23 protein-coding genes and 4 tRNA genes are annotated in these 22,985 nt (G+C 34.0%); 10 read left to right on the top strand and 17 right to left on the bottom strand.

Translation table 11 applies throughout. The features are described 5' to 3' along the window. The first annotated feature begins 55 nt into the window (after positions 1 to 55). Positions 56 to 568 (top strand): DUF2867 domain-containing protein, encoded by a 513-nt coding sequence (locus A9G09_RS02370; RefSeq protein ID WP_065633312.1) that lies wholly within the window; start codon positions 56 to 58, stop codon positions 566 to 568. 237 nt (positions 569 to 805) lie between these two features. Here the strand turns inward: A9G09_RS02370 and A9G09_RS02365 are convergent. The 4 genes from A9G09_RS02365 to A9G09_RS02350 all read right to left on the bottom strand — a co-directional run bounded on the left by A9G09_RS02365 (position 806) and on the right by A9G09_RS02350 (position 4,319). Continuing rightward, positions 806 to 881: transfer RNA gene (locus A9G09_RS02365), tRNA-Gly, on the bottom strand. Positions 882 to 952: 71 nt separating this feature from the next. Next, positions 953 to 1,210, bottom strand: coding sequence for a DUF1145 domain-containing protein (locus A9G09_RS02360; RefSeq protein WP_065633311.1), 258 nt, complete (start codon positions 1,208 to 1,210; stop codon positions 953 to 955). Then, entirely contained in the window at positions 1,210 to 1,773 is a 564-nt protein-coding gene (rsmD, locus tag A9G09_RS02355) for a 16S rRNA (guanine(966)-N(2))-methyltransferase RsmD (protein ID WP_065633310.1), read from the bottom strand. Before rsmD ends, A9G09_RS02360 begins: the two co-directional genes overlap by 1 nt. 14 nt (positions 1,774 to 1,787) lie before the next feature. Beyond that, the gene (locus tag A9G09_RS02350) at positions 1,788 to 4,319 is read right to left on the bottom strand and encodes a penicillin-binding protein 1A (protein WP_065633320.1); all 2,532 of its coding nucleotides are present in this window, start codon (positions 4,317 to 4,319) and stop codon (positions 1,788 to 1,790) included. Positions 4,320 to 4,581: 262 nt separating this feature from the next. Between A9G09_RS02350 and A9G09_RS02345 the strand changes: the two genes are divergently transcribed. After that, the gene (locus A9G09_RS02345; protein WP_065633309.1) at positions 4,582 to 4,989 is read left to right on the top strand and encodes a protein YgfX; all 408 of its coding nucleotides are present in this window, start codon (positions 4,582 to 4,584) and stop codon (positions 4,987 to 4,989) included. Positions 4,990 to 5,022: 33 nt separating this feature from the next. Here the strand turns inward: A9G09_RS02345 and tusA are convergent, their stop codons facing one another. From tusA to A9G09_RS02315, 6 genes are all read right to left on the bottom strand, one after another. After that, positions 5,023 to 5,259: a sulfurtransferase TusA gene (tusA, locus tag A9G09_RS02340; protein WP_065633308.1), complete on the bottom strand. Its 237-nt coding sequence runs from the start codon at positions 5,257 to 5,259 to the stop codon at positions 5,023 to 5,025. A 17-nt stretch (positions 5,260 to 5,276) separates the two neighbouring features. Continuing rightward, a complete protein-coding gene (locus A9G09_RS02335) occupies positions 5,277 to 6,083 on the bottom strand; it encodes a Cof-type HAD-IIB family hydrolase (RefSeq protein WP_065633319.1) in 807 nt (268 codons plus the stop codon). A 128-nt stretch (positions 6,084 to 6,211) separates the two neighbouring features. After that, a complete protein-coding gene (locus tag A9G09_RS02330) occupies positions 6,212 to 7,450 on the bottom strand; it encodes a secretin N-terminal domain-containing protein (RefSeq protein WP_065633318.1) in 1,239 nt (412 codons plus the stop codon). Positions 7,451 to 7,529: 79 nt separating this feature from the next. Beyond that, positions 7,530 to 7,901 (bottom strand): hypothetical protein, encoded by a 372-nt coding sequence (locus A9G09_RS02325; protein ID WP_065633307.1) that lies wholly within the window; start codon positions 7,899 to 7,901, stop codon positions 7,530 to 7,532. Next, positions 7,898 to 8,371 carry a hypothetical protein gene (locus A9G09_RS02320; RefSeq protein WP_065633306.1) on the bottom strand — a complete coding sequence of 158 codons (474 nt, stop codon included), beginning with the start codon at positions 8,369 to 8,371 and terminating at the stop codon, positions 7,898 to 7,900. The genes A9G09_RS02325 and A9G09_RS02320 overlap by 4 nt, the downstream gene beginning before the upstream one ends. Then, complete coding sequence (locus A9G09_RS02315) at positions 8,364 to 9,311, bottom strand: PilN domain-containing protein (RefSeq protein ID WP_081297449.1); 948 nt, start codon at positions 9,309 to 9,311, stop codon at positions 8,364 to 8,366. Before A9G09_RS02315 ends, A9G09_RS02320 begins: the two co-directional genes overlap by 8 nt. Positions 9,312 to 9,512: 201 nt before the next feature. Between A9G09_RS02315 and A9G09_RS02310 the strand changes: the two genes are divergently transcribed. From A9G09_RS02310 to A9G09_RS02290, 5 genes are all read left to right on the top strand, one after another. Continuing rightward, positions 9,513 to 9,588: transfer RNA gene (locus tag A9G09_RS02310), tRNA-Val, on the top strand. A gap of 35 nt (positions 9,589 to 9,623) precedes the next feature. After that, positions 9,624 to 9,699 (top strand) — tRNA-Val (locus A9G09_RS02305). 20 nt (positions 9,700 to 9,719) lie between these two features. Continuing rightward, positions 9,720 to 9,795 (top strand) — tRNA-Lys (locus A9G09_RS02300). 316 nt (positions 9,796 to 10,111) lie between these two features. Continuing rightward, entirely contained in the window at positions 10,112 to 10,813 is a 702-nt protein-coding gene (locus tag A9G09_RS02295) for a tetratricopeptide repeat protein (protein WP_065633304.1), read from the top strand. 183 nt (positions 10,814 to 10,996) lie between these two features. Beyond that, a complete protein-coding gene (locus A9G09_RS02290) occupies positions 10,997 to 11,611 on the top strand; it encodes a tetratricopeptide repeat protein (RefSeq protein ID WP_065633303.1) in 615 nt (204 codons plus the stop codon). 78 nt (positions 11,612 to 11,689) lie between these two features. On the opposite strand, the gene A9G09_RS02285 is transcribed toward A9G09_RS02290, so the two are convergent. The 4 genes from A9G09_RS02285 to A9G09_RS02270 form a co-directional block, all read right to left on the bottom strand. Then, positions 11,690 to 13,651: a glycoside hydrolase family 3 protein gene (locus tag A9G09_RS02285; protein ID WP_065633302.1), complete on the bottom strand. Its 1,962-nt coding sequence runs from the start codon at positions 13,649 to 13,651 to the stop codon at positions 11,690 to 11,692. An 829-nt stretch (positions 13,652 to 14,480) separates the two neighbouring features. Further along, positions 14,481 to 15,107 (bottom strand): LysE/ArgO family amino acid transporter, encoded by a 627-nt coding sequence (locus A9G09_RS02280; RefSeq protein ID WP_065633301.1) that lies wholly within the window; start codon positions 15,105 to 15,107, stop codon positions 14,481 to 14,483. Positions 15,108 to 15,194: 87 nt separating this feature from the next. Then, positions 15,195 to 16,550, bottom strand: a complete 1,356-nt coding sequence (locus A9G09_RS02275; protein WP_218056801.1) for an APC family permease — start codon at positions 16,548 to 16,550, stop codon at positions 15,195 to 15,197. Between the two features lie 111 nt (positions 16,551 to 16,661). Continuing rightward, a complete protein-coding gene (locus tag A9G09_RS02270) occupies positions 16,662 to 17,081 on the bottom strand; it encodes an OsmC family protein (protein WP_065633299.1) in 420 nt (139 codons plus the stop codon). 306 nt (positions 17,082 to 17,387) lie between these two features. On the opposite strand from A9G09_RS02270, the gene A9G09_RS02265 reads away from it, so the two are divergent. Beyond that, positions 17,388 to 18,200 (top strand): sulfite exporter TauE/SafE family protein, encoded by an 813-nt coding sequence (locus A9G09_RS02265; protein ID WP_065633298.1) that lies wholly within the window; start codon positions 17,388 to 17,390, stop codon positions 18,198 to 18,200. Positions 18,201 to 18,319: 119 nt separating this feature from the next. On the opposite strand, the gene mltB is transcribed toward A9G09_RS02265, so the two are convergent. Beyond that, positions 18,320 to 19,399: a lytic murein transglycosylase B gene (gene mltB / locus A9G09_RS02260; protein WP_065633297.1), complete on the bottom strand. Its 1,080-nt coding sequence runs from the start codon at positions 19,397 to 19,399 to the stop codon at positions 18,320 to 18,322. 56 nt (positions 19,400 to 19,455) lie between these two features. Further along, entirely contained in the window at positions 19,456 to 20,445 is a 990-nt protein-coding gene (locus A9G09_RS02255) for a 2-hydroxyacid dehydrogenase (protein ID WP_065633317.1), read from the bottom strand. A gap of 266 nt (positions 20,446 to 20,711) precedes the next feature. On the opposite strand from A9G09_RS02255, the gene A9G09_RS02250 reads away from it, so the two are divergent. Both A9G09_RS02250 and A9G09_RS02245 read left to right on the top strand, forming a co-directional pair. Then, positions 20,712 to 21,974, top strand: a complete 1,263-nt coding sequence (locus A9G09_RS02250; RefSeq protein ID WP_065633296.1) for an AmpG family muropeptide MFS transporter — start codon at positions 20,712 to 20,714, stop codon at positions 21,972 to 21,974. Positions 21,975 to 21,982: 8 nt separating this feature from the next. Next, a complete protein-coding gene (locus A9G09_RS02245; protein WP_065633295.1) occupies positions 21,983 to 22,648 on the top strand; it encodes an NAD(P)H-dependent oxidoreductase in 666 nt (221 codons plus the stop codon). A gap of 67 nt (positions 22,649 to 22,715) precedes the next feature. On the opposite strand, the gene A9G09_RS02240 is transcribed toward A9G09_RS02245, so the two are convergent. Continuing rightward, positions 22,716 to 22,901, bottom strand: a complete 186-nt coding sequence (locus A9G09_RS02240; RefSeq protein WP_065633294.1) for a hypothetical protein — start codon at positions 22,899 to 22,901, stop codon at positions 22,716 to 22,718. Positions 22,902 to 22,985 lie beyond the last annotated feature (84 nt).

Raw genomic sequence — 22,985 nt, 5'->3', positions numbered from 1 at the left:
TCATCTTTAATTCCCATTCTATTGATATTATTACCGTACAATATTAATTTCATTTATGAAAAAAAAGCAAAAAGCTACGATTAAAATACTTAAAGGCTTATTAAATAACATAGCATTAATAGACGAAAAATTTGATTATTTAAGTTATCAGTGTCTGAACATTTGTAAAAATGTTACTGCTTATGAAGTTTATAAGATGATGACGTCCTACCAGCCAAAATGGTTGGACAGACTATTTAGAATTAGGGATTTTTTAGGAAAAAGAGTCGGAATCAGACCCATAAATGGATTTGGTGATCTGGGAGACAAGGAACCTGATATAGGCAGTAAAGTACATTTTTTCACAATTATCGAGAAAAAAAGAGATACACTAACATTAGTTGTAAGGGATTTTCATCTCGATGTTTGTGTATCTATTCGTATTATTGAAACTAATGATTTTAAGGAAAAAGTGTATATCATTACTTCAGTTAAGAATCATAATTTTTGGGGAAAACTGTATATGTTACCCGTTTCTATTATCCACCCCTATATTGTTAATAAATTACTCAAAAATATAAATTCCTAAAAAAGATACTAAACATGTAGAGGATTATAAGCGCTAAAAATGCAAGCTACTTATTGGGTAGGTAAACAAATAATGAGTATGTTAACTTAAGTTGCACTATAAAATGTGTGCGATTGATCATGATGGAGCTCATTAAACTCATACCAACACTGTAGCTTCAGGACCTATACCAGGCATAATGAAAAATGATACTGTTGATTTTTATGACTTTGTACATTTTAGTACTACATTATGAATTGGAGCGGGAAACGAGGTTCGAACTCGCGACCTCAACCTTGGCAAGGTTGCGCTCTACCAACTGAGCTATTCCCGCATATTTGAAGACTTCTAAAGAAGTGGTGAGCATTATACAAAAATTTTTGTATCTGACAACCACTTTTTTCTTTATTTTTTTTGTTTCCAGCTAAGTGATTCAAAAACACCAAAAATAAAAAGACGAAGTGCTTTATATTTGTCCTGCTCTTTTTCTTGGTTTGTCATCGTTGATTGTAACATCCACGCTTGTAAACCATGGGTTATAGCAAAAGCGATTAATCCAACATAGGCTACAATGTTTGCCGGTCTTGGATAAGGGTGGATAAGATTAAATAAAAAAAACAACCAAATTAAGGAATATAAAACTTTACCAATAAATATAAACATTAAACATCTTCTCGTATAAAAAGGTAGCTATGTACCTGCCCTGCGGTTTTTTCGCGATGTAAATACCAATTGCATGGAATATCATTCATGACATTATAATTTATTTCAGTTTCAATGTAGATATAAGCAGAAGGTTTAAGCCAACCATTCTCTTCAAGCTGGCTAATGGTTTTTGCCACCAATGCTTGATGAAAAGGCGGATCAATAAATACTATATCAAATTGTTTATAAGCTGAACGATTAAGCCACTGTAAGGTATCAGTATGATAAACATCAATAGCTGTGCTTGCTAACAGTTGTGTGTTTTTGATTAAGAGTTGAGCTGTTTGTTTATCTTTCTCAAGTAAAGTAACACTCTGCGCACCGCGCGATGCAGCTTCAAAGCCTAATGATCCGCTTCCCGAAAAACAATCTAAACACTCACTACTATGTATAACTGGCATTAACCAGTTATACAATGTTTCTTTTACTCTATCAGTGGTTGGGCGCAAACCTTGTTTATTTAGAACTGGCAATTTACGCCCACGCCATTTGCCACCAATAATTCTTATCGAACCATTCATTTAAAATCCTTAAGTTAGAATAGCTCTGAAGTATTACCTTGTGAATCAGTCACACTGGTACCGACTTCTTGTGTCGCATATGTTGTGGGTTCAGTTCCTTTAATAAAATACTCTGACATGGTTTTCGCACCAGGGTTAGGGAGTAATCCTGTTTTCTGATCGATCGTGACAGAGATAACATTTTCAGGTTGTACATCTTCTTTTACTGGCACATCTTTTAATGCTACTTTCATATAATCAACCCACACCGGATTTGCTGTCACAGCGCCCGCTTCGGCTCGGAAAGTGCGTCCTAATTCCCTGCGATGATCATCAAATCCCATCCAAACAGTTGTAACAATATTCCCACCAAATCCTGAGAACCAAACATCTTTGGACTGATTGGTCGTACCTGTTTTTCCTCCCACATCTTTTCGACCTAAAGCTTTAACACGCCAAGCAGTGCCTTGCCAATCAGAGCCGCCAAAGACGATAGAGCGTAGACCATCTTTCATAATAAATGCAATACCACTATTTATAGTATGAGGCGCATATTTAGGTGTATTATCATTTGTTTTATTAGCATCATTAATGTCTGGTAATATCAATTTATCATCAGATTTAAGATTGGCTTGTTCAGGCTCTTCATTACCTGACTCATTAGCAACATCTTCAACATTATTAAGGGATAGATGTTTTGAGTCATTAGAGACTTCATCATCCTGACAATTGTGACAAGCAATTAAAGGTTGATGCTGATATATCACCCGATCACCATTATTTTCTTCAATTTTTTCAATTAAATAAGGCGAAATCAAATAACCACCATTAACAATAACCGAATAAGCTCTTGCCACTTGTAATGGCGTAAATGATGCTGATCCAAGTGCTAAAGATTCATTATGTGAAATGTTTTCCTTTGGAAAACCAAAACGCTCCAAATAACTTGCTGCGTAATCAATACCAATGGCCCTTAATGCTCTAACCATCATCACGTTTTTAGACATCCCTAAACCAATTCTTAAACGAAGTGGTCCTGCGTAATTTGGAGGGGAATTCTTAGGTTGCCATATTTGGCTACCACTGGTACGAACAATAGGCGCATCATTGAGCAAGGTAGCCATAGTCAATCCCTGTTCTAATGTAGCTGTATAAATAAAGGGTTTGATGTTTGAACCTAATTGACGTAGCGCTTGTGTTGCCCGATTAAATTTACTTAAATTATAATCATAACCACCTACAATTGCTTTTATAGCACCATTATCAGAATCTAATGAGACTAGTGCCGCATTTACCGCAGGAATTTGTGCTAAATCCCAATTGTCACCTGATTTTTTCACCCAAATTAATTGACCTGGTTTTAGTGTATCAGATACTTTTTTGGGAAACGCACCTTGTTGGTTATCACTAATAAATGGACGAGCCCACTTCATACCAGCAAATAATATTTTAATATCACTTTTATCGGATAAAACAACTTTGGCTTCGGTGTCGGAAGATTGCATAACAACCCCTGGACACATTTGGTTGTAACAAATATATTTATCTAACGCTTGCTGAATTTGTTCTGCATTCAACGGTGGTTCGTTATTTTTCCACAATATTTTTTCAGCACCACGATAACCATGTCTTATATCGTAATCAATAATATTTTTTTGGACGGCCTCAGTTGCAGCTATTTGGTCTGTTTTGGAAATAGTTGTATAGACTTTATAACCATCAGTATAAGCATTTTCACCAAATTTATCATACATAAATTGTCGTGCCATTTCAGCAACATAAGGAGCTGAAAATTCTATCTGTGGTGAATGATAACTCACGCTTAATGGTTTTTTTATCGCTTCATCAAATTGAGCTTGGGTAATATAGGATTGATCAAGCATACGACTTAAAACCCAATTACGCCTTGTCAAAGCGCGATCAGGATGAGATATTGGATTAAAAGCCGAAGGTGCATTAGGTAAACCGGCTAATAATGCAGCTTCATCGATAGTTAACTGATCAGGGGTTTTACCAAAAAAGGTATAAGCAGCAGCAGCAACGCCATAAGCTCGCGAGCCAAAGTTAATCATATTAAGATAGAGCGCCATGATCTCTTCTTTGGATAACTCTTTTTCCATACGAATCGCTAAAATCATCTCTTTTACTTTACGTGAGATACTTTTTTCTGGCGTTAAAAAAAAGTTTTTTGCCACTTGTTGAGTGATAGTACTACCACCTTGTGAAAAGCCTTTCTGTTTCACGCCAATATACATTGCTCTGACAATACCAATAGGATCGATACCAAAATGTTCATTAAAACGAGCATCTTCGGTGGCAATCACGGCATTAACCACAATTGGCGGAATTTCATCATACTTCAATGGAGTGCGTCGACGTTCACCAAAAATAGCAATCAATTCACCATCTTTACTTAATACTTGCATTGGTGTTTGTAAGCGCACATCTTTCAATGTCGCAACATCGGGTAAATCCTTTGAATAATAGGCATATCCAGCGATCCCAATAATTAAACCACAAAGAAAGCAGCCGATTAAAAGTTTTAGAATAAATTTCAACACTCTAATTAATATCACAAATTATTCCTAATTTAATTTTTAAATAAAATATGGACAACAAATGCTATATTTGTTACCCAAAAATGTTTTAATTCATATAGTTGTGAATAAATATATCATTAATTTAGTAATCCAGCGCTTATGGTAATTACACGCTTATATGATAAAAATAACATAATTATGGATATTATCTCCCATATTAAGCTTAATTTTAAGCAATTTTTAACAACACCATGTAATAATTCTGTTTTATCAAGATCGAGGCATTAATATGTGGAGCACAAAACTCACTAATTCTTATCAACAAATTGCTATTTTTTCAATTTTTTATTTGATTTTAGTCATATTGTGTTTATTACAACTTGCTCATACCACATTAAATAGTTATACCTTTATTGTGGCATTAATCTTGGTTATCGAATGGTTTCGAGCGCTACACTATTGCAAAACAATAAAAGGAGAATTTGCTTTATTTCACCATATCAACCAGATATATTGGCATAAACAACGTTGGTATTTATTACGCAAACCTTTATTGCTTCGCTATATGATAATTCTTAATTTACAATCACGTCATAATGGTAAACGTTGCACACTTTTATTGATGACAGATCATACAATACCTAACGATTGGCGAACGCTACGTTATTATTTGTTTCAAATTGAATTGATTGATTAATATGAATCGTTTTCATTAAATTGTTAGCAGATATTAATGCGATTTTCTTATCCAATAGTGATAAGGTTCCGATTCTATTTGAGATGCTATTAGCTCATGATCCATATGCCTACAAAAACTTGGCACATCACGCGTTGTGGCAAAATCATCTGCTACAATATGAAGAACTTGACCTATCTCAAGTTCTCTAATCGTTTTTCGAATTAACATAATAGGCTCAGGACATCGTAACCCTAACGTATTAAGTTCTTTATCAAAATTAAGATTCATAAAATTATTCAGATTTGTTAAAGAAATAAATGACTCAAATAATGAGGAACAGCGTCATCAACATTTGATCCAATGACTTCTAAGTTAGGTAATCGCTGCTTTAAATCTGCGCTAGCATTTTCCATGATACAACCTTTACCCGCCAAAGATAACATCTCAACATCATTCATGCCATCACCAAATGCGATACTATCTTTTAATTCGAGTCCCAATTTTTCAACAACTTTTTTAAGTGCACTACCTTTTGACACATTTTCCGCCATAACTTCAAGGCAGTTTAATGACGAAAATGTGATACTTACTTTATCGCCATATTTTGCATCAAGTCTTTCTTTGATTTTTACTAAATGTGGGTGAAATTCATCGCCACTTGTTGTGTAGTAGATCTTAGCGATATCATCAGTTGCAAAATCAAGTGGATTAAAAAACTGATAAGTAAAATCAGTATCACGAAAAAAGCTTAGAGAATAAGTATCTTCTTTATTGATAAGCCAATTATCGCCACGATACACATGGGTATAAACTAGTGGATCATCAATACATTCTTTAGCAAGTTCACTGGCTAAGTTTGGTTTAATACTTTGACTAAAAACTAAATTACCCGCACTGTCATGTACCCGAGCACCATTAGATGTAATCATAAAAGCATCAATTTCCATATTTTCACGCATTTGCGCGACATCAATATGATGGCGCCCAGTCGCAAACACAAAATGAATATCTTTTTGGCGTAAAGCTTGAAGCACTTGTTTTGTATAAGGTGATAAGCTATGCTCAGGCGTTAATAAAGTACCATCTAGATCAGAAGCAACAACACGAAACATAATATTCTCTATAGTGATAATAAGTTGTAATGATGATAAATAGAAAGCTTTATAATTTGAAAATGATAAATTATAAGCTAAGTAAACCATCAAAAATAAGACCTTGTATAATACAACGCTGTTCTCATTTACTCAACTAATTGTGGGGTTATAAAAATAACTAATTCTCTTTTCTGTTGTTTTTTACCTTTATATTTAAATAAGTTACCGACCAAAGGAATATCACTAACACCGGGCACATCACGTTTGGTTTTATCATTTAACTGTTGAAAAATCCCCCCTAGTACAACAGTCTCACCACTTTTAACCATAACTTGTGTTTTAATTTCTTGCGTATCAATCGCTAATGCTTCCCCACCATCACGGCGTTTAATAGAACGACCGGTAGTGTTTTGTGTAATATACAAGTCTAAAATCATTTTTTTATCATCAAGTATTTTAGGTGTGACTTCTAAGCCTAAAACCGCCTGTTTAAATTCAATTGTCGTTGCGCCATTGTTACCACTTGATACTTCGTAAGGCACATCTGTTCCTTGTTTAATCGACGCCGTATTTTGATTGGCAGTTAATAAATTAGGGCTAGCAATAATTTCAAGTTGATTTTCCGATTCTAATGCTGATAGTTCTAAATTAAGTAAACTACCAGAACGTTTTGCTAAGTTGAATCCTAAAGTTGAAGTTGAATTAACCACACCAAGCCCAACATCAAACTTGTCTAGTAATTGTGAGGATCCTCCCGCATATCCCCATTTAATACCAAGCTCATCCATACTTTCATCACTCATTGTGACAATATGTGCTGATATGTGTACTTGTGGCATTGGTTTATCAATAACTTCAACCAGTTTTTTAATCAGATAAAATTGCTTTGAAATGTCGGTGATGACTAATGAGTTTGTCCGTTTATCCATCACAACACTACCTCGTTCCGATAATAAGCCTTGCTGCTTAATGGCATCGATTAACGTAGTCAAATCGGCATGGTTAACAGCAATAGAAAGTGTCTTTAATGCTTGTGTTTGCTCTTGTTGTTTCATCTCAGCTTGCCGTTTTTGTAATAACAGTTCAGGATCGTCAGCTTTGGAAATGAATAAAATATTATCCTCTATTTTTGCCTGTAAATTTGCTGATCGAAGAGCGATATCTAAAGCTTTTTGCCAATCCACATCACGTAATTTAATAGTTTGCTTCACAGACAAATCATCAGCCATAACTAAATTTAATCCTTTACTGTCAGCCAAAGCCTGTAAAATGATAGCAATATCGGTTTGATAAAAATTGATTGAAACCTTGTTTGAGATACTCAAATCAGGTGTTCGATAAGCCGTGATTTGGTTGGCATCAATCTTGGTAGTCACTACTATCATTATCAACAGACCCAGACTAACAACCTTCAATTTTAATTTCAATTCATTTAGGAGTTGATAAAAAAAACACATCATTTGTTTACTGTTCATTTAATTGCATCATCCATTGCACTGTGTCATGACAATAGTTCGTAAGATTTGCTTGCCAGATAATTTGATCATTTTGCAAAGATTGTATAAACCAAGGAAATAACACATGTGGCACAATATCATCGGTAATTGATAACCACTGATTTTCAGAATAAAGCCAAATTTGATGATACGAATTATTCGCCTGAGCTATTATCCCTTTAAATTGCCAGACTTTGATCTGCTTAAGTAAACTCTCTTGTTGTTCACTACACGCCATTTGTTGAGACGGTAAAAAAGGATCACGATTTACTCCATCCTCGCCGCGAGAAAAGGAACTTATTAATAACAAAAATTGTGCTATGAAAAAGTTAATTTTCACTCAATCCCCTTTTTGAATAATAATGTAAAAATAATTTGAAGATACGTTTCTTGATTGGTTATAGTTAAACTTTCAAAATCCAAATAAAAATAATCATTATTGAGTTCGGATAGAAAGTGAATAAAATTACTAAAATTACCTTTAAGTCCAACTTCCCACCTATAACCCGTATCAGTTTGATAATATTTAAACATGTTTAATACTAATTGATTTTTCTCGATAAAATATGCAAGTTGATTTTGATTAATCACGCGTAATGCATGTTGTTTTCCTGCTTGATAACGCGCGATTTTTAATTTTGATAACTCGATTTGTTGCAACTGTTCTTGGTATAATGTTCGCTGTTGTATTAACTCATTTCTAATATCCTCAATTAAAACTAAATAACCTATTAAAAACGCAATAATGGGAAATAAAATGCAAATTAAATACTGTTGCCAAAGTGGTCTATAAAAAAAATCATTATTCATGTAGCGTTAAATCCATATCAAACAATAAACTTTGATTATCACTACTGATCGTTTTAATGTGTCCTTGCTCAATAAGGTCTTGCTGTAATAAATTTAAATTAAAGTCTGTAATATCTTTATAGTTGAAGCTATGTCCTAATAAACTCACTTTATTGGTGGTATAAGTAAACGAAGTCAACCAAATATTTTGTGGTAAAAGTTGTGAAACCAATAATAATGACCATTTGATTTGCTGTTGACTTGGTGAAGAATCGGGCTTATAAGTTGAAAGTTGATAAGCTAAGTTTTGTTTAATTATTTGTTGCTTAGAACTTTGTGTTAAATAATAATCTAATTCATTGCGAACTTGTAGCCACCAATAACAAAATAGGCAGCTTAAAATTCCAATTAAACTTAATGTAGTCATTGTTAAATAGAGTTTATGCGATTTATGTTTTACTTGTCTCCAAGGTAAAAAATTGAATTTATACTGTTTGAAAACATAACCGATAAAACTCAACCGACAATGATATTTTTTAAATAGCTCAATCCATTGATTCACATATTTACGATCACAAATCGCAACCATTAATTGTTTTTGTGATTTAGCCAAATAAACAAAATCAAAAAACGAGTGACTTGCTGGTAATTCAAATAGTTTATAGATAGAAGCTTCAATATATAAAAGTATTTCATTTGAATTTAACTTAACTTGGGGAATCTCAAGTTTAGTTGATTGAATATAATCTTCATGCAAATTTAATTCAAAAGACGTAAGTGTAGGTAACTTTTCTTGTAATGCACTGAGCAATATGTCAATATCAACAAAGTTCTGATAAGGATATTCCATTAAATCTTCAGGCAATGAAGCTGTTAATCGATCCCGGTTGTTTACTACTTTATACCGTATGATTGATGGCTCAATAAACATAACCACTCGATATTTATTTATGATCTTCATCAATTAGCAATTCATGTAATTTAATTTTCATGGCTCAATCATAAGCATCGTCGCCAAAATAAAAATCGCAAAAACGTGTTTTTGTGAAGTATCATCCAAAAAATGTTTAAATTTAAACCGAACAAGGTTATTTTTGCAGAAATATAAAAAAAAAGGTTGACTGAAATAAGACGTGCCTTATAATGCACATCCACACGGTAAGGGTGATTAGCTCAGTTGGGAGAGCACCTCCCTTACAAGGAGGGGGTCACTGGTTCGAACCCGGTATCACCCACCAATCTTTACCGTGACGTTTTAGAAATAAAACATTTGGGGTGATTAGCTCAGTTGGGAGAGCACCTCCCTTACAAGGAGGGGGTCACTGGTTCGAACCCGGTATCACCCACCACTTTTAGCAGTTTTCTACATGGGTTGTTAGCTCAGTCGGTAGAGCAGCGGACTTTTAATCCGTTTGTCGAGCGTTCGAATCGCTCACGACCCACCATTTTATCCAGCTAAATCAAATCAAAAAAACAAACCTCATAAAAAAGTAACGCGATGAGAACGCCAGCGTTCGACAAATTTGTCTGGAACAAATTTGAACAACACGCAGTGTTGGCCCGAAGGGGTGAGGTACACGATGTGCCGAATAATCATGCTCACGACCCACCATTTTCGTTACACTCAGTTAAATCAAAAAAACAATTTCATTTTCCTCCTCTTTATCTTCACCTCTAATTATTCTTTAAAATTATTAACCATTTCAAAAACTCTGCTGTAGAATATTTACCCATATTATCCAAAAAATATAAGGTAATATTATGAAAAGAGTTCTTGTAGCAGGATTAATAACATTGGCATTACTAACCGGTTGCGAGTCATCAACACGAACTAGTTTTTATAATGATCCGGACATTCTTTATAAAAAGGCAACAACATTAAATGATGCTGATGCACAATTTGCTTTAGGTTGTAAATATTTTTGGGCAGATGATCCTAATTATAAACAGGATTATGTTGAGGCTAGAAAATGGTATGAAGAAGCAGCCAAGCAAGGTAATGTACCTGCACTAAATAATTTAGGGATAATATATGCTCAAGGAAAAGGTGTAAAGCCTGATTACAAAAAGGCGATTAAGTATTTTGAACAAGCTGCACAAAGTAATTTCCCTAATTCACAAAGATATTTAGGATACATTTATTGGCAAGGGCTAGGTGGTATTCCTAAGGACATAGATAAAGCTAAAATGTGGTTTGAAAAAGGAGCAAATCAAGGAGATGGTAAATCCATAGCCGGATTAGCTACAATTTATATACTCAATGATAAAAACTACCCTGCCGGATTAAAATTGCTCAAGGACGCGTTAAAAGACAATAATCCAGAAGTACAGACATTAATGGGAGCATTGTATTATAATGGCACAGCCGTTCCCAAAAATATAAATGAAGCTAGAAAGTATTTCGACTTAGCCTGTAAAAATGGATTTCAGAAAGGCTGTGAACTATTAATAGATATAAAATAACGGCTGATAATTATATCAAAACAGCTAATGATTTTTCATCATTAGCTGTTGTATGCTAATTAACACTCAAAATATCTGATTACTTTACAATCAAATTTTTTAAGTAAATTCAATCAATTACGCTATACTAAAAAATTAAATACGATAAAATATACAAGTTATTTATCTATTGTAGGAAGTTGTATGCTAAGGTTCGGTGCTAAATTATTTTTGCTTTTATGTTTTAGTATGGTTGTCGATGCCGAGCAACAAACTTTTTTCGATTTTAATCACGAATATCAAAAAGCAACAGAACAAAATGATGCCAATGCCCAATATCATTTGGGCGTTATGTATGCCAATGGCACGCAGACCAATAAACGCCAATTCAAAGGCATTGAACAAGGAATTGATGAACAAGCCGAAACACAATCGCAACCAGATTATATTAAAGCTAAGGAGTGGTTTGAAAAGGCAGCCAATCAAGGCCATGCTAATGCACAACACCAATTAGCCGTTCTTTATTATAATGGACAAGGAACCAAACAAAATTATCAAGAAGGAATAAAGTGGGACACAAAAGCTGCTAACCAAGGCGATCCTATTGCTCAATATACTTTGGCAACACTTTATTATCAGGGAAAGGGTGTAAAACAAAATTATTTTAAAGCAAAACAGTGGTTTGCTAAAGCTGCAGAACAAAACTACGCTGATGCTAAAGATCATTTAGCAATCGCATCAAAAAAAGTCGCTGCGATAATCGCTTCACAACAAGCTAACAAAAAACAAAAAAGTACTGTTGATTGTGGTTGCGACTAATAAAGATGTATTACGATACATTTGTATATACTATTACTGTTAACAAAGTAACAGTAATAGCATTAAACAGTCAACTTATCAATTAGTTAACCCATAACCAAATGGATACATTGCTTGCATATCATTAGGTAAATCTGACGCTTGTTTGGCTACACTTTCCATCGAGTCAGGCAGCGCAAATGGCATTTTAGCTATATAGGACTTATTCGAAAATAATCTTTCAAATAGTACATCATCTTTCACACCAAAATTAGCCACTATCGCATTAGCATTATTTTTTAAAGGAGTGAGTACCGCAGGTCTATCTAAATACACCGTTACTACAACCGGATGCTTTTGACTTGCTTGCGTAATAAAAGTAATATCTTTGTCATTAGCAGGAAAAGCTAACGAACCTTCATGATGTTTTAAGCCAAAAAAGTAACTTTTATGATTTTGCTCATAAGGAGCATTGATGCGTGCAACAACCACATCAGCTTGATCTAAATTATCAACTATATTGACCTTATCTTTCAGAAGATTTTTAGCTTCCGGTAAAAATCCATATAAATATACTTTACTGTTACTTTTTAGTGGAAGTATATTTTGTTTGTTTTCAAGCAGAACAAGTGAATTAAATTGCGCTAGATCCGCTATCTTTTGAAAGTCTGGGTTACCAACAAAATTACTAGCCTTGGTTGAATCAATGTAAGGATTTTCAAACTGCCCTAGTGCAAATTTTTGAACCAAGATAGCTAAAACTGAATCATCTATAAGTTTTTCATTTAACTTTTTATTTTTAACGGCTGAAACAATAACTGAACTATCACTAACGCCACCAAATTGTTGGACGCCTGCTTGAATTGCTTTAATAAAGCGCTCTTCAACTGTTAAGCTTTCAACGCCCCAAGGCATACCTTCAGCTTTTGGCGCTACACCTGCTGGAGTTCCATTCACACAAACCTCATTACAATCTTTTGTGATGTTCCAATCACTCATAATGATACCTTTAAATTTATAAGTACCTCGCAAAAGGTCCTTTAATAAATATTGATTAAATCCACCACCTACCTGCTCTATTTTATGATTATTTAATTCTGCTTTTTTTAAGATCGAATACGTTGGCATAATTGCAGCTACATTTACCTCAAAAGCACCTGTAAAGGGAATGATATGTTCTTTTAAACTGTCTTTTTTAGTGAATAATGCATATTTACCATAAGCACTGTGACTATCTAATCCATCTTCAGCTGCACCATAACCAACCCAATGCTTAACAACAGCTGCAACACTTTGCGAATTTAAACCCTCTTTGCCATTTTGCATACCTGAAATATAACCACGTACCATTTTTTTACTTAATTGAGGATTCTCACCAAATGTCCCTTCAAAGCGAGCCCAGCGTGGTTCTGTTCCTAAATCAGCCATAGGCGATAATGCTTGGGTTACACCTAATGAACGATATTCTTGACGAATAATATCACCATATTGATTTATATCTTTCTCGCTACCAATTGCCGCCATACCTAATGTCCCAGGCCATTGGCTAAATCCGCTTTTACTTGTTGCTTCATTTGCATAATAAAAAGTATTTCTAGGATCGACACTAATGGTTAAGGGAATAGATAAGCGATCAGATTCGGCAATTTGTTGCAATTGATTATTTTGCTCAGCAAAATCTTTTGGATTTACTTCTAATCGTGTAATTAAGCTATTAACTTTATCTTTTAAGACTAATTCACTTATTTGATCTAAATTGTATTTATCGCCATGACCTAGTTCATCATTCAAACTTCGGGCATTACCATGCATCATCATACCGGCTTTCTCTTCTAATGACATTCTTGCAAGTAAATCTTTAGCCCGTTCAAGTGGCGTTAATCGCCAATCCTCATAAGGTGTTAACTTACCATCCTTATCCATATCTTTGAATTTAAGATTATCGACACTAATTATCTTCAATCGATGACTATCAATTTTAACTTGATCAATAGCTAATAGTGGATTAACGACCAGTACACTACTTATCAGCAATGCTAATTTTAATGTTTTACATTTCATTTTCTACTCCTTAAATGATTTATTATCTATGAGATAAATTTTTACTGGATTTAAAAACAAAAAAACCTAAACACTTTGTTATCCAAAATGTTTAGGTTTTGCCTGAAAAACCTGAATATTTAACAGTTACAATCCGAATGTGTTACGCCATAACCTAACACTAATATTGAAAAGTTGAAAACATAATTAACTATATTTAGTACAATTGTGATAATAATCACATTATTAATCAATTTATAATCTATAAATTGAAAATGAGAACTTAATTTATACTTTTCAAGCAAACTTGAATCCAATTATAAATTGATTTATAAACTCATCGCTTCGCTAAGCGACATATTGAAGCCATTATACAACTACAAAAAGTACTATCTTTTACCAATGAAAAAACAGCAATAATGACTCAATAAATAGTTTATTAAGTGCCTATAACCCTAACATAAAAATAAGAAAAACCGATCAATCGATTATAATTGATACTGTATTTAGTATTAACGAAGGTGATTTTGATGTTTTATTTAAAAAATCAACTTGAAAAAATAGTGCTGAAGCAAATACTTAATTAAATTATATAAATCAATATGGTAATTCAGTTAAGAAAAATTATGTTATAGCTTGGGGATGCGTTAAGCTTGCTAGCGAATACGATCTTGTTAATGCCCAATATTATTTAGACATCATTTATCAATAAATGATTGAGTTTTGAACACGACATTTATATCACTAAATCTTATTCACAACAAACTTATAAAATCACTCGAAACAAGTTTGAGAAAAAACAAAAATATTGTTTTGATAACAATTTTACTATCGTAAATTTAAGTAGAATTTAACTTGCAAAAAACACATATATAACTAGCCGATAAGCAATATAAAACATCACAGCACCGACAATGCAGTCCAAAATTACCCACATTCTTTTTTGTTTAAATAAAGGAGTAAGTAATCGTGCCCCATAGCCAATGCTAAAAAACCAGATAAATGAAACACAAACTGCACCAATCAAAAAAGCCAATTTTTGTTGACTGTTTAACGTGCCGGCAATACCGCCAACAATTACAACAGTGTCCAAGTATACATGTGGATTAAGTAAAGTGACGGCCAAAGTTGCCATTACAACTTTTACCCGGCTAGTGTTATCAGTGCTTTGCGATTCTATTTGCATGCTGCTTGTACCATTAATCGCACTTTTAAATGCACCAAAACCATACCAAATTAGAAAAAGCGCGCCCAATATTGCCAATATATTAGTAATTAACGGATTACGACTAATAAATGTACCAAGACCTAAGATACCAATAGACATTAGGCCAAAATCACAGACAAAACAAATTGCTGACACATAAAAGATATGGTTTTTTAATAATCCTTGTTTTAAAACAAATAAATTTTGGGCGCCAATAGCAATAATTAAGCTGGCTGAAATTAACGCACCGTTCACTATTTCTGAAAGCATTGGTTATAACACCTAATTAAAAATGACAGGTATTATTATATAATCATGTGTTACAATCAAGTTGTTATATCTATTAAAGAAAATCGACTAACTGTCTTGGTTGTTTTGTTCTAACCAAAGCGGTTGATTACGATTTTTATTCAAGTAGAGCATGACAATACCAATGGCTAACCAAACTACGCCAACAATTTTCGCATCGTTATCAATATGCAGTAATACCGGTAATAATACTACAATACCAGTAACAGGTACTAAGATATCAAAAACCCAAGAGAGCCATCCTTTAGAAGCTTTTTTGAATTTAAAATAACCAATTACTGCAACATGTAACATTATAAAAGCAGTTAATGCACCGACATCAACAAATGAGACTAAAGTAGACAGCCCCTTATCATTATTTGCCGCAATAACAACTAAAACTAAATTAAAGATCGCCGCAAATAAAATTGCGACAGTTGGCACACCACTTTTTTGACCGACTTTGGCTAAAAATGAAGGTAAACGTTTATCTCGTCCCATACTAAATAATAAACGGCTTGCTGCAGCCTGCCCAACCATTGCTGCAAATGATGCACCGATCGCTTTCATTAAACTTAACGACCATCCTAACCATACATTAATTTCGTGATTAACAATGTCATAATAAGCTTTACCTTTTAGTTCAGGATGACTATTTAAATAATCTGCACTATATGGATTAAGTAAAGCACCAACATAAATTTGTACTACAAATAAAGCACCCGCTAAAACTAAACAGCAGATAATCGCTCTACTCACTATGTTACGTTGACCACTATTTTCTTCAGAAAAAGTAGCAATTGCATCAAAGCCTAAATAAGATAAAACTGCGATAGACACCGCATTAAATAATTTGCCCCAAGTAAATAAATCACCACCAATAAAAGGATGTAACCAATTGCGACTAATATCACTATTTATGATGATCCAAATACCAACTGCTAATACAGAAAATAAAACAATAATTTCGAGGATTAGAATAATTAATGTGATTTTTGCTGATTTTTTAACCCCAATTAAATTTAATGTTGTGGTAATAACGACGGCTAAACAAGTCCAGATCCATACAGGCACTTCCGGAATTAATGCATTGAGTGATATACCACTAAATAGATAAGCAACAGCAGGAATAAACATATAATCAAGTAGCAATAACCAGCCGACTAAAAAACCAGCATTGGGATGAATACCAACAGAACAATAGGCATAAACTGCGCCGGCATGTGGTAAAGCACTAGCCATTCTAGCATAAGAATACGCGGTAAAAGCCATAACGAAAGTAGCAACAATATACACTAAAGCAATGGCACCATCACTGATCGCATATAACACACCAAATAATCCTACTGGTGCTGCTGGACCAATAAAAAGCAATCCCAAAATCACTAAATCTCGGAATCGCATATTTTTCTTTAACTGCTGCATAATCATACTCTTATTACATTTCATTCAATAAAATAGAATGTTATACGATTAATGCAAAACAGACTAAGATCAGCTAGTTATTAGATTATAATTATAAGTTATATAAAATAGTTAACGTTGCTCTCTAATCTCATAGGTATAAGACATTTTGGCTGTTTTACCTAACATAATTGAAGCACTGCAATATTTTTCTGAAGCAAGCTTTACCGCTTTTTCAACGCTTTCGTTGTCAATATTTACACCGGTAATCACAATATGGAAATTAATTGAGGTGTAAACCTTGGGTGAAGATTCTGCCTGCGTTTTATCAATATCAATCCAAAGATCACGCACATCTTTTTTATTATTTTTTAAGATAGCGATAATATCATAAGCCATACAGCCAGCAGCGCCGTGCAGTAAAAGTTCCATTGGACGAGCGCCACGATTACGACCTCCGTGCTCAATGCCTCCATCCATGACCAATGAGTGGCCACTTGCGGTTTCACCTAAAAAACCAAAATCATCAATCCACTTTAAACGATCTTTCATTATTTCACTCCTTTAAATATAAAATTGTCATAATATTTTGTGACTTCTTTTGAATTACTCAATAACATAAGCTTTTTTGATCATTATGTCATCTTTTAGCGTATTAGTTTGTTATCAAACTGATTTCTGATATTTCATTATTTACTCTTTGATAGATTGCTACTATTCAAATATGTCAGGTAAAATAACCAGCCAATGAGAAAAATAATCGACACTGTCGTTAAAATAATTAACCCAGTTATCAATTTATCTAATTAACAAATGGAAAAGTGATTAGTTTTACGTTAATCACTATAAGGACTTAAAATGCTTGTTGAATTTGTTATTTTCATCTGTATTGGCGCATTTGCCGGTTTGCTGGCTGGCATGTTCGGTATTGGTGGTGGTGCATTAATCGTTCCAGCTTTGATTTTTACGCTTGACCATTTCAATTTGGGTAACAACTGGATCAACCATATTGCAGTTGCTTCATCATTAGCAACAATCATTGGTACGAGTTTATCATCAAGTTGGTTGCAAAATAAAAACCATAATATTCAATGGTCTGTGTTAAAGAAAATGGTATTGGGTTGCATTGTCGGTACAATAATTGGATCGTATATGACCCCTTATATTCCCGGTATCTATCTTAGGTGGATCTTTATAGCTTTTCTGTTTTACATTGGCGGAAAATTTATTTTTAAGACCAGTAAAGTTAATAACAGTCAAACCACTCAAAAAATAAGTACAGGGAATAGTATTTTTTTGCTTGTTGGTGCATTTATTGGTGTTTTTGCGGCATTGGTCGGCGTAGGTGGTGGTGTATTAGTGGTACCATTCTTGAAAAAATGTGGTATCGATATGCGTAAAGCAATTGGCACATCAGCGGCATTTACTCTGCCAGTTGCAATAGGTGGAACAATTGGGTATATCATTGCTGGCTGGAACATTCCAGAACTTCCTCAATACAGCCTTGGATTTGTGTATCTACCCGCTGTATTTTCAATTATGCTAGCCAGTATACCTATGGCTAAAGTTGGTGTTCAAATAGCACAAAAATTATCAATTAATAAATTAATCAAGTATTTTGGTATTTTTTTATTACTGTTAGCACTAAAATTATTGGTATCTTCTCTGTAATGAGAATATAGCATTTATTAATAGTAACGAATAACAAAGATGGATAAAGATGAGATTAAGTCATTTTTAAAAATAAGGTCGCTAAAGCGACCATATTTTAGTAAATCATCTATTCAAGGCTATCTTGCCTCTTTAACAGCTAATCCTAATTGCCATACTGCCATCGCATAATGGGTACTGTGATTATAACGTGTTATGGCATAAAAGTTAGGTAAACCATACCAAAATTGATAACGATCCCCCATATCCAAACGTAGTAAACTTGCTTCTTTGTAACCATCTAAAGAACTTTGTGGTTTCAAACCGGCATTAGCTAAGGTTTCAATTGAATATTTAGTACTAAACCCAGTATCAAGTGATAAAGGCGCTTGACCATTCGCCATAACTGCTACTTTTTTGTCACGTTTCCAGCCATGAGCTTTAAAATAATTAGCAACACTACCAATCGCATCGACAGGATTCCAAAGATCGGTATGACCGTCACGATCAAAATCTACAGCATAATTTCGGAAAGCTGATGGCATAAATTGACCATATCCCATCGCACCTGCAAACGATCCTTTCAAATCAAAGGGATCGACACCTTCATCACGACACATTAACAAGAAATCTTCCAACTCTTCAGAAAAGTATTGCGCGCGTCTAGGATAATAGAAGGCAAGTGTAGATAAAGCGTCAATAATAGTTGTTTTACCCATTACTCGCCCCCAACCAGTCTCAACACCAATAATCCCGACAATAATTTCAGGTGGCACACCATATTCTTGGTAAGCGCGTTTCAAATCTGATTCATACTTATTCCAAAAATCAACACCTTTAGGTATATTGCTATCAGTGATGAATTTATTTTTATACCGAATCCATGCACCATTTGGTATCGTTGATACACCAGTTTTTGGTGCTTGTTTATCCATCAAATTAATCACCCAATCAAGTTTATTTGTTTGAGCAAGTACATTTCGCAATTGTTGGCGATCAAAACGATATTTATTGACCATTCGATCGATAAATTTTTCTTTAGTAATCTCTAACGGACCGCTATTGGTTAGCGGTTGATTATGTTTTTGTTCTAGATAAACACCGCCTTTAACATTCGTATGTCCTCGATGTTCTTGCATCGGTGTGGGTGAAGATTGCTTGTTACTTGTACAAGCAGCAAGCAATAAAATCATAGAAGCTACGATAACAATACGTTGCATAATTCATCCATATTTTGTTAATTAAAACAATAAGCAATGTCCTAAAATTATTGGCGTTACTCAACAATATTAGGACTTGCTTTTCCTTCTGATATCTGTTGTATGTTATTTAAAGTTGTGTCAGATATATTTAATAATGCTTCTTGAGTTAAAAAAGCTTGATGCCCTGTGAAAATCACATTATGGCATGATGATAAACGTCGAAATACGTCATCTAAAATGACATCATTAGATTTATCTTCAAAAAATAGATCTCGTTCGTTTTCGTAAACATCCATACCTAGCGCACCGATTTTGGTCTGCTTTAACGCTTCGATTGCAGCAGTTGCATCCAATAAGCCACCACGGCTGGTGTTGATAATCATTACGCCGTTTTTCATTTTGTTAAATGAATCTTTATTTAATAAATGATAATTTTCTGGTGACATTGGACAATGCAGCGTGATGACATCTGATTTTGCATAAAGTTCATCTAATTGAACATACTGAGCACCTAATTCGACAACGATATCATTTGGATAAGGATCATAAGCAAGAATATTCATGCCAAACCCTTTTAAGATGCGAATAACTGCTTGACCAATTTTACCCGTACCTATCACCCCTGCGGTGCGGTTGTGCATGTTAAAACCAGTTAAACCTTCCAGTGAAAAATTAGCATCACGGGTACGCTGATAAGCTTTATGAGTTCGACGATTAAGTGTCATCATTAACGCAACAGCATGCTCGGCAACCGCTTCAGGTGAATAAGCCGGTACTCGCACGACGGTAATACCCAATTTTTTAGCTTCAGCTAAATCCACATTATCAAATCCAGCACAACGTAATGCTAATATTTTAATACCATAATGGGCTAATTTTTGTAGAACTTGCTTATCAACTTCATCATTAACAAATACACAAACGGCATCAAATCCTTGCGCTGTAACCACTGTTTTATGACTAAGTTTATGTTCATAGTATTCAATCTCAAAGCCATATTTTTTATTAGCAATCTCTAAATGTTCTTTATCATAATGTTTACTGCTAAAAACCGCTATTTTGATTTTACCTTTCATACTAATTAACCTCTTTCAAATTTATGCAATGAATATCGTGATTATTTGTTTTAAATGTTTTTACTTTAAGTCTGTCCTAAAAGAGTTTAACTCCCTAGATTAAGATTGTTATTAAAATAAGTCAAAACTGATTAAAATTTTTACTTTTAGTCAATCTAGTCAGAGTAAAACGCTTTTTATTGGCTTTAACAATTATTTGTTATTAATGTGCTATGATATCACTTTGCAAAAAAACTAACCATTAATGTTAAATAATGAATAACACGCAAAACACCCTCTTTAAAACCATCTTTACAACTAAAATGCTCATCTGTATTTTTACAGGTTTTGCATCTGGTTTGCCATTTTATTTGTTACTACAACTTTTACCTGCGTGGTTAGAAAGCGAAGGAATAAATATTAAAACAATTGGTGCATTTTCTTTAACACAAATTCCTTATATTTTTAAATTTGTTTGGGCACCTTTTATGGATAATACATCATTATTCCATTTAGGCAGGCGCCGAGGCTGGATGCTAATGTCGCAAATGATATTAGTATTATCCATTAGTTTATTAGGTTTTTTATCACCTTCACTCAATATTTGGCTCATTGCCACTCTTTGTTTTATTATCGCGCTGTTCTCGGCGACGCAAGACATTGCTTTAGATGCATTTAGAAGAGAGATCTTATTTGATAATGAACTGGGTCTAGGAAATAGTATTCACACCAATGCCTATCGAATTGCAGGACTCGTACCTGGATCATTATCGCTTATATTGTCTAGTTATCTAGCTTGGCACAGTGTTTTTATTATTACTGCGCTATTTATGATTCCAGCTATCATCATGACGTTATGGGTCAAAGAACCACTTAACCAACCAGTTAAAAAACATAATCTTGAAGCGATCATCATAAAACCATTTAGTGAATTCATCACTCGTCAAGGTGTTAAAAATGCAATCATTATTTTAGCCTTCATATTTCTTTATAAATTGGGCGATAGTATGGCAACCTCTTTAGCTACACCTTTTTATTTACAAATGGGTTATAGTCGATTAGATATTGGTTGGATTGCTAAAAACGCGTCTTTATGGCCGAGTGTTTTCGGTGCATTAATTGGTGGAATATTGATGATCAAAATTGGAATTAATCGAGCGCTTTGGGCTTTTGGTTTTGTACAAGTTATTTCCATTTTAGGCTTCGCTTGGTTATCGATTGAAGGACCATTTACAACCATTACCGGTTATCAACAAATTATGTTAGCCATTGTTATAGGATTTGAAGCATTAGGGGTGGGTTTAGGATCTGCCGCATTTGTCGCGTTTATCGCTAAAACCACTAATCCACTTTATACAGCAACGCAGTTTGCTTTATTTACAAGTATCGCATCAATTCCCAGAACATTGATAAATGCAACGACTGGCGTGATGGTCGAACATCTAGGTTGGACAACCTTTTTTGCTTTATGTACGATTTTAGCCTTACCAGGTATGCTATTATTAATTAAAGTTGCACCATGGAATACACAACATTAGGAGAGAATATGGATCAATTAAATCAGGCTTTTGAATTTAGACATGCATGTAAAAAATTCGACATCAATAAAAAAATCAATGATGTCGACATGGAATATATTTTAGAAGCAGCACGTCAATCTCCATCGTCATTTGGCATGGAGCCTTGGCATTTTGTTGTGGTGAGCAATGATAAAATTAAAATGCAATTACGTGCAATTTGTTATGACCAAGAACAAGTAACTAGCTGCTCACATTACGTTGTTGCCCTTTATCGTAAGGCTAATAATTTTACATTACAAAGTGATTATTTGCGTCGAACCATTGCTCGAACATTACCGAATCCAGAGGATAAAACCGCTATCGACATTGCTTGCCAATCCTTTATCAATTTTTGTAAACATGGACTCGCTGATGGTTTAACCCTCAATCACTGGTCAGAAATGCAAATCTATATAGCAAGCGCAAATATGATGACAGCAGCTGCTTTTAAAGGCATCGATTCTTGTGCAATAGGTGGGTTTGAGAGTGATAAAGTCATCAAAATTTTTGAAAATACGATTCCTCAATTCAGCGGCCAAGTATTTGGTGTTGGACTTTGTATCGCCTTTGGATATCGGGCTGATGAACCTAGTTCACCACATATTCGCTGGCCACTTACCGATATGACAACTTATTTACCTAATGACAAATAAGGCAGTAATTACCTTCACTCGTCACTAGGCGAGATGAAGGATAAGTCAACTAACATTTCACTACCTATTATTTCACTAAATTATATAGCGCTTCTGCATCAGAAGAAGCGCAATCTATTATAAACTCAATGCCTGATAAAATATTACCGAGTTGAGGATCATTAACCTGTTGTTGTACCGAATTTAACATTTGTTGTGCCCAACTAATTTTGGAAAGCACTGACTCGACTTTTTCTATAGTAGTATTATTCATCTTATATCCTTTTAGTTTATACGGGTAATCTAAACAGATAACCGGAATAAAATTATAAAAAACTTAAAAAATTAATTTTAATCG

This window comes from Gilliamella sp. wkB292, from assembly GCF_001690235.1.
GTDB classification, from domain to species: Bacteria; Pseudomonadota; Gammaproteobacteria; order Enterobacterales; family Orbaceae; genus Gilliamella; species Gilliamella apicola_F.
Note: the sequence above shows the minus strand (reverse complement) of the source record. Positions and strands in the feature narration are given on the sequence as shown.

Bases quoted from the DNA above. Each gene is read 5' to 3' on its own strand.
- A9G09_RS02370 (WP_065633312.1), top strand. From the start codon at position 56: ATGAAAAAAAAGCAAAAAGCTACGATTAAAATACTTAAAGGCTTATTA.
- A9G09_RS02360 (WP_065633311.1), bottom strand. From the start codon at position 1,210: ATGTTTATATTTATTGGTAAAGTTTTATATTCCTTAATTTGGTTGTTT.
- rsmD (WP_065633310.1), bottom strand. From the start codon at position 1,773: ATGAATGGTTCGATAAGAATTATTGGTGGCAAATGGCGTGGGCGTAAA.
- A9G09_RS02345 (WP_065633309.1), top strand. From the start codon at position 4,582: ATGTGGAGCACAAAACTCACTAATTCTTATCAACAAATTGCTATTTTT.
- tusA (WP_065633308.1), bottom strand. From the start codon at position 5,259: ATGAATCTTAATTTTGATAAAGAACTTAATACGTTAGGGTTACGATGT.
- A9G09_RS02335 (WP_065633319.1), bottom strand. From the start codon at position 6,083: ATGTTTCGTGTTGTTGCTTCTGATCTAGATGGTACTTTATTAACGCCT.
- A9G09_RS02330 (WP_065633318.1), bottom strand. From the start codon at position 7,450: ATGATAGTAGTGACTACCAAGATTGATGCCAACCAAATCACGGCTTAT.
- A9G09_RS02320 (WP_065633306.1), bottom strand. From the start codon at position 8,371: ATGAATAATGATTTTTTTTATAGACCACTTTGGCAACAGTATTTAATT.
- A9G09_RS02315 (WP_081297449.1), bottom strand. From the start codon at position 9,311: ATGAAGATCATAAATAAATATCGAGTGGTTATGTTTATTGAGCCATCA.
- A9G09_RS02295 (WP_065633304.1), top strand. From the start codon at position 10,112: ATGAAAAGAGTTCTTGTAGCAGGATTAATAACATTGGCATTACTAACC.
- A9G09_RS02290 (WP_065633303.1), top strand. From the start codon at position 10,997: ATGCTAAGGTTCGGTGCTAAATTATTTTTGCTTTTATGTTTTAGTATG.
- A9G09_RS02285 (WP_065633302.1), bottom strand. From the start codon at position 13,651: ATGAAATGTAAAACATTAAAATTAGCATTGCTGATAAGTAGTGTACTG.
- A9G09_RS02280 (WP_065633301.1), bottom strand. From the start codon at position 15,107: ATGCTTTCAGAAATAGTGAACGGTGCGTTAATTTCAGCCAGCTTAATT.
- A9G09_RS02275 (WP_218056801.1), bottom strand. From the start codon at position 16,550: ATGCAGCAGTTAAAGAAAAATATGCGATTCCGAGATTTAGTGATTTTG.
- A9G09_RS02270 (WP_065633299.1), bottom strand. From the start codon at position 17,081: ATGAAAGATCGTTTAAAGTGGATTGATGATTTTGGTTTTTTAGGTGAA.
- A9G09_RS02265 (WP_065633298.1), top strand. From the start codon at position 17,388: ATGCTTGTTGAATTTGTTATTTTCATCTGTATTGGCGCATTTGCCGGT.
- mltB (WP_065633297.1), bottom strand. From the start codon at position 19,399: ATGCAACGTATTGTTATCGTAGCTTCTATGATTTTATTGCTTGCTGCT.
- A9G09_RS02250 (WP_065633296.1), top strand. From the start codon at position 20,712: ATGAATAACACGCAAAACACCCTCTTTAAAACCATCTTTACAACTAAA.
- A9G09_RS02245 (WP_065633295.1), top strand. From the start codon at position 21,983: ATGGATCAATTAAATCAGGCTTTTGAATTTAGACATGCATGTAAAAAA.
- A9G09_RS02240 (WP_065633294.1), bottom strand. From the start codon at position 22,901: ATGAATAATACTACTATAGAAAAAGTCGAGTCAGTGCTTTCCAAAATT.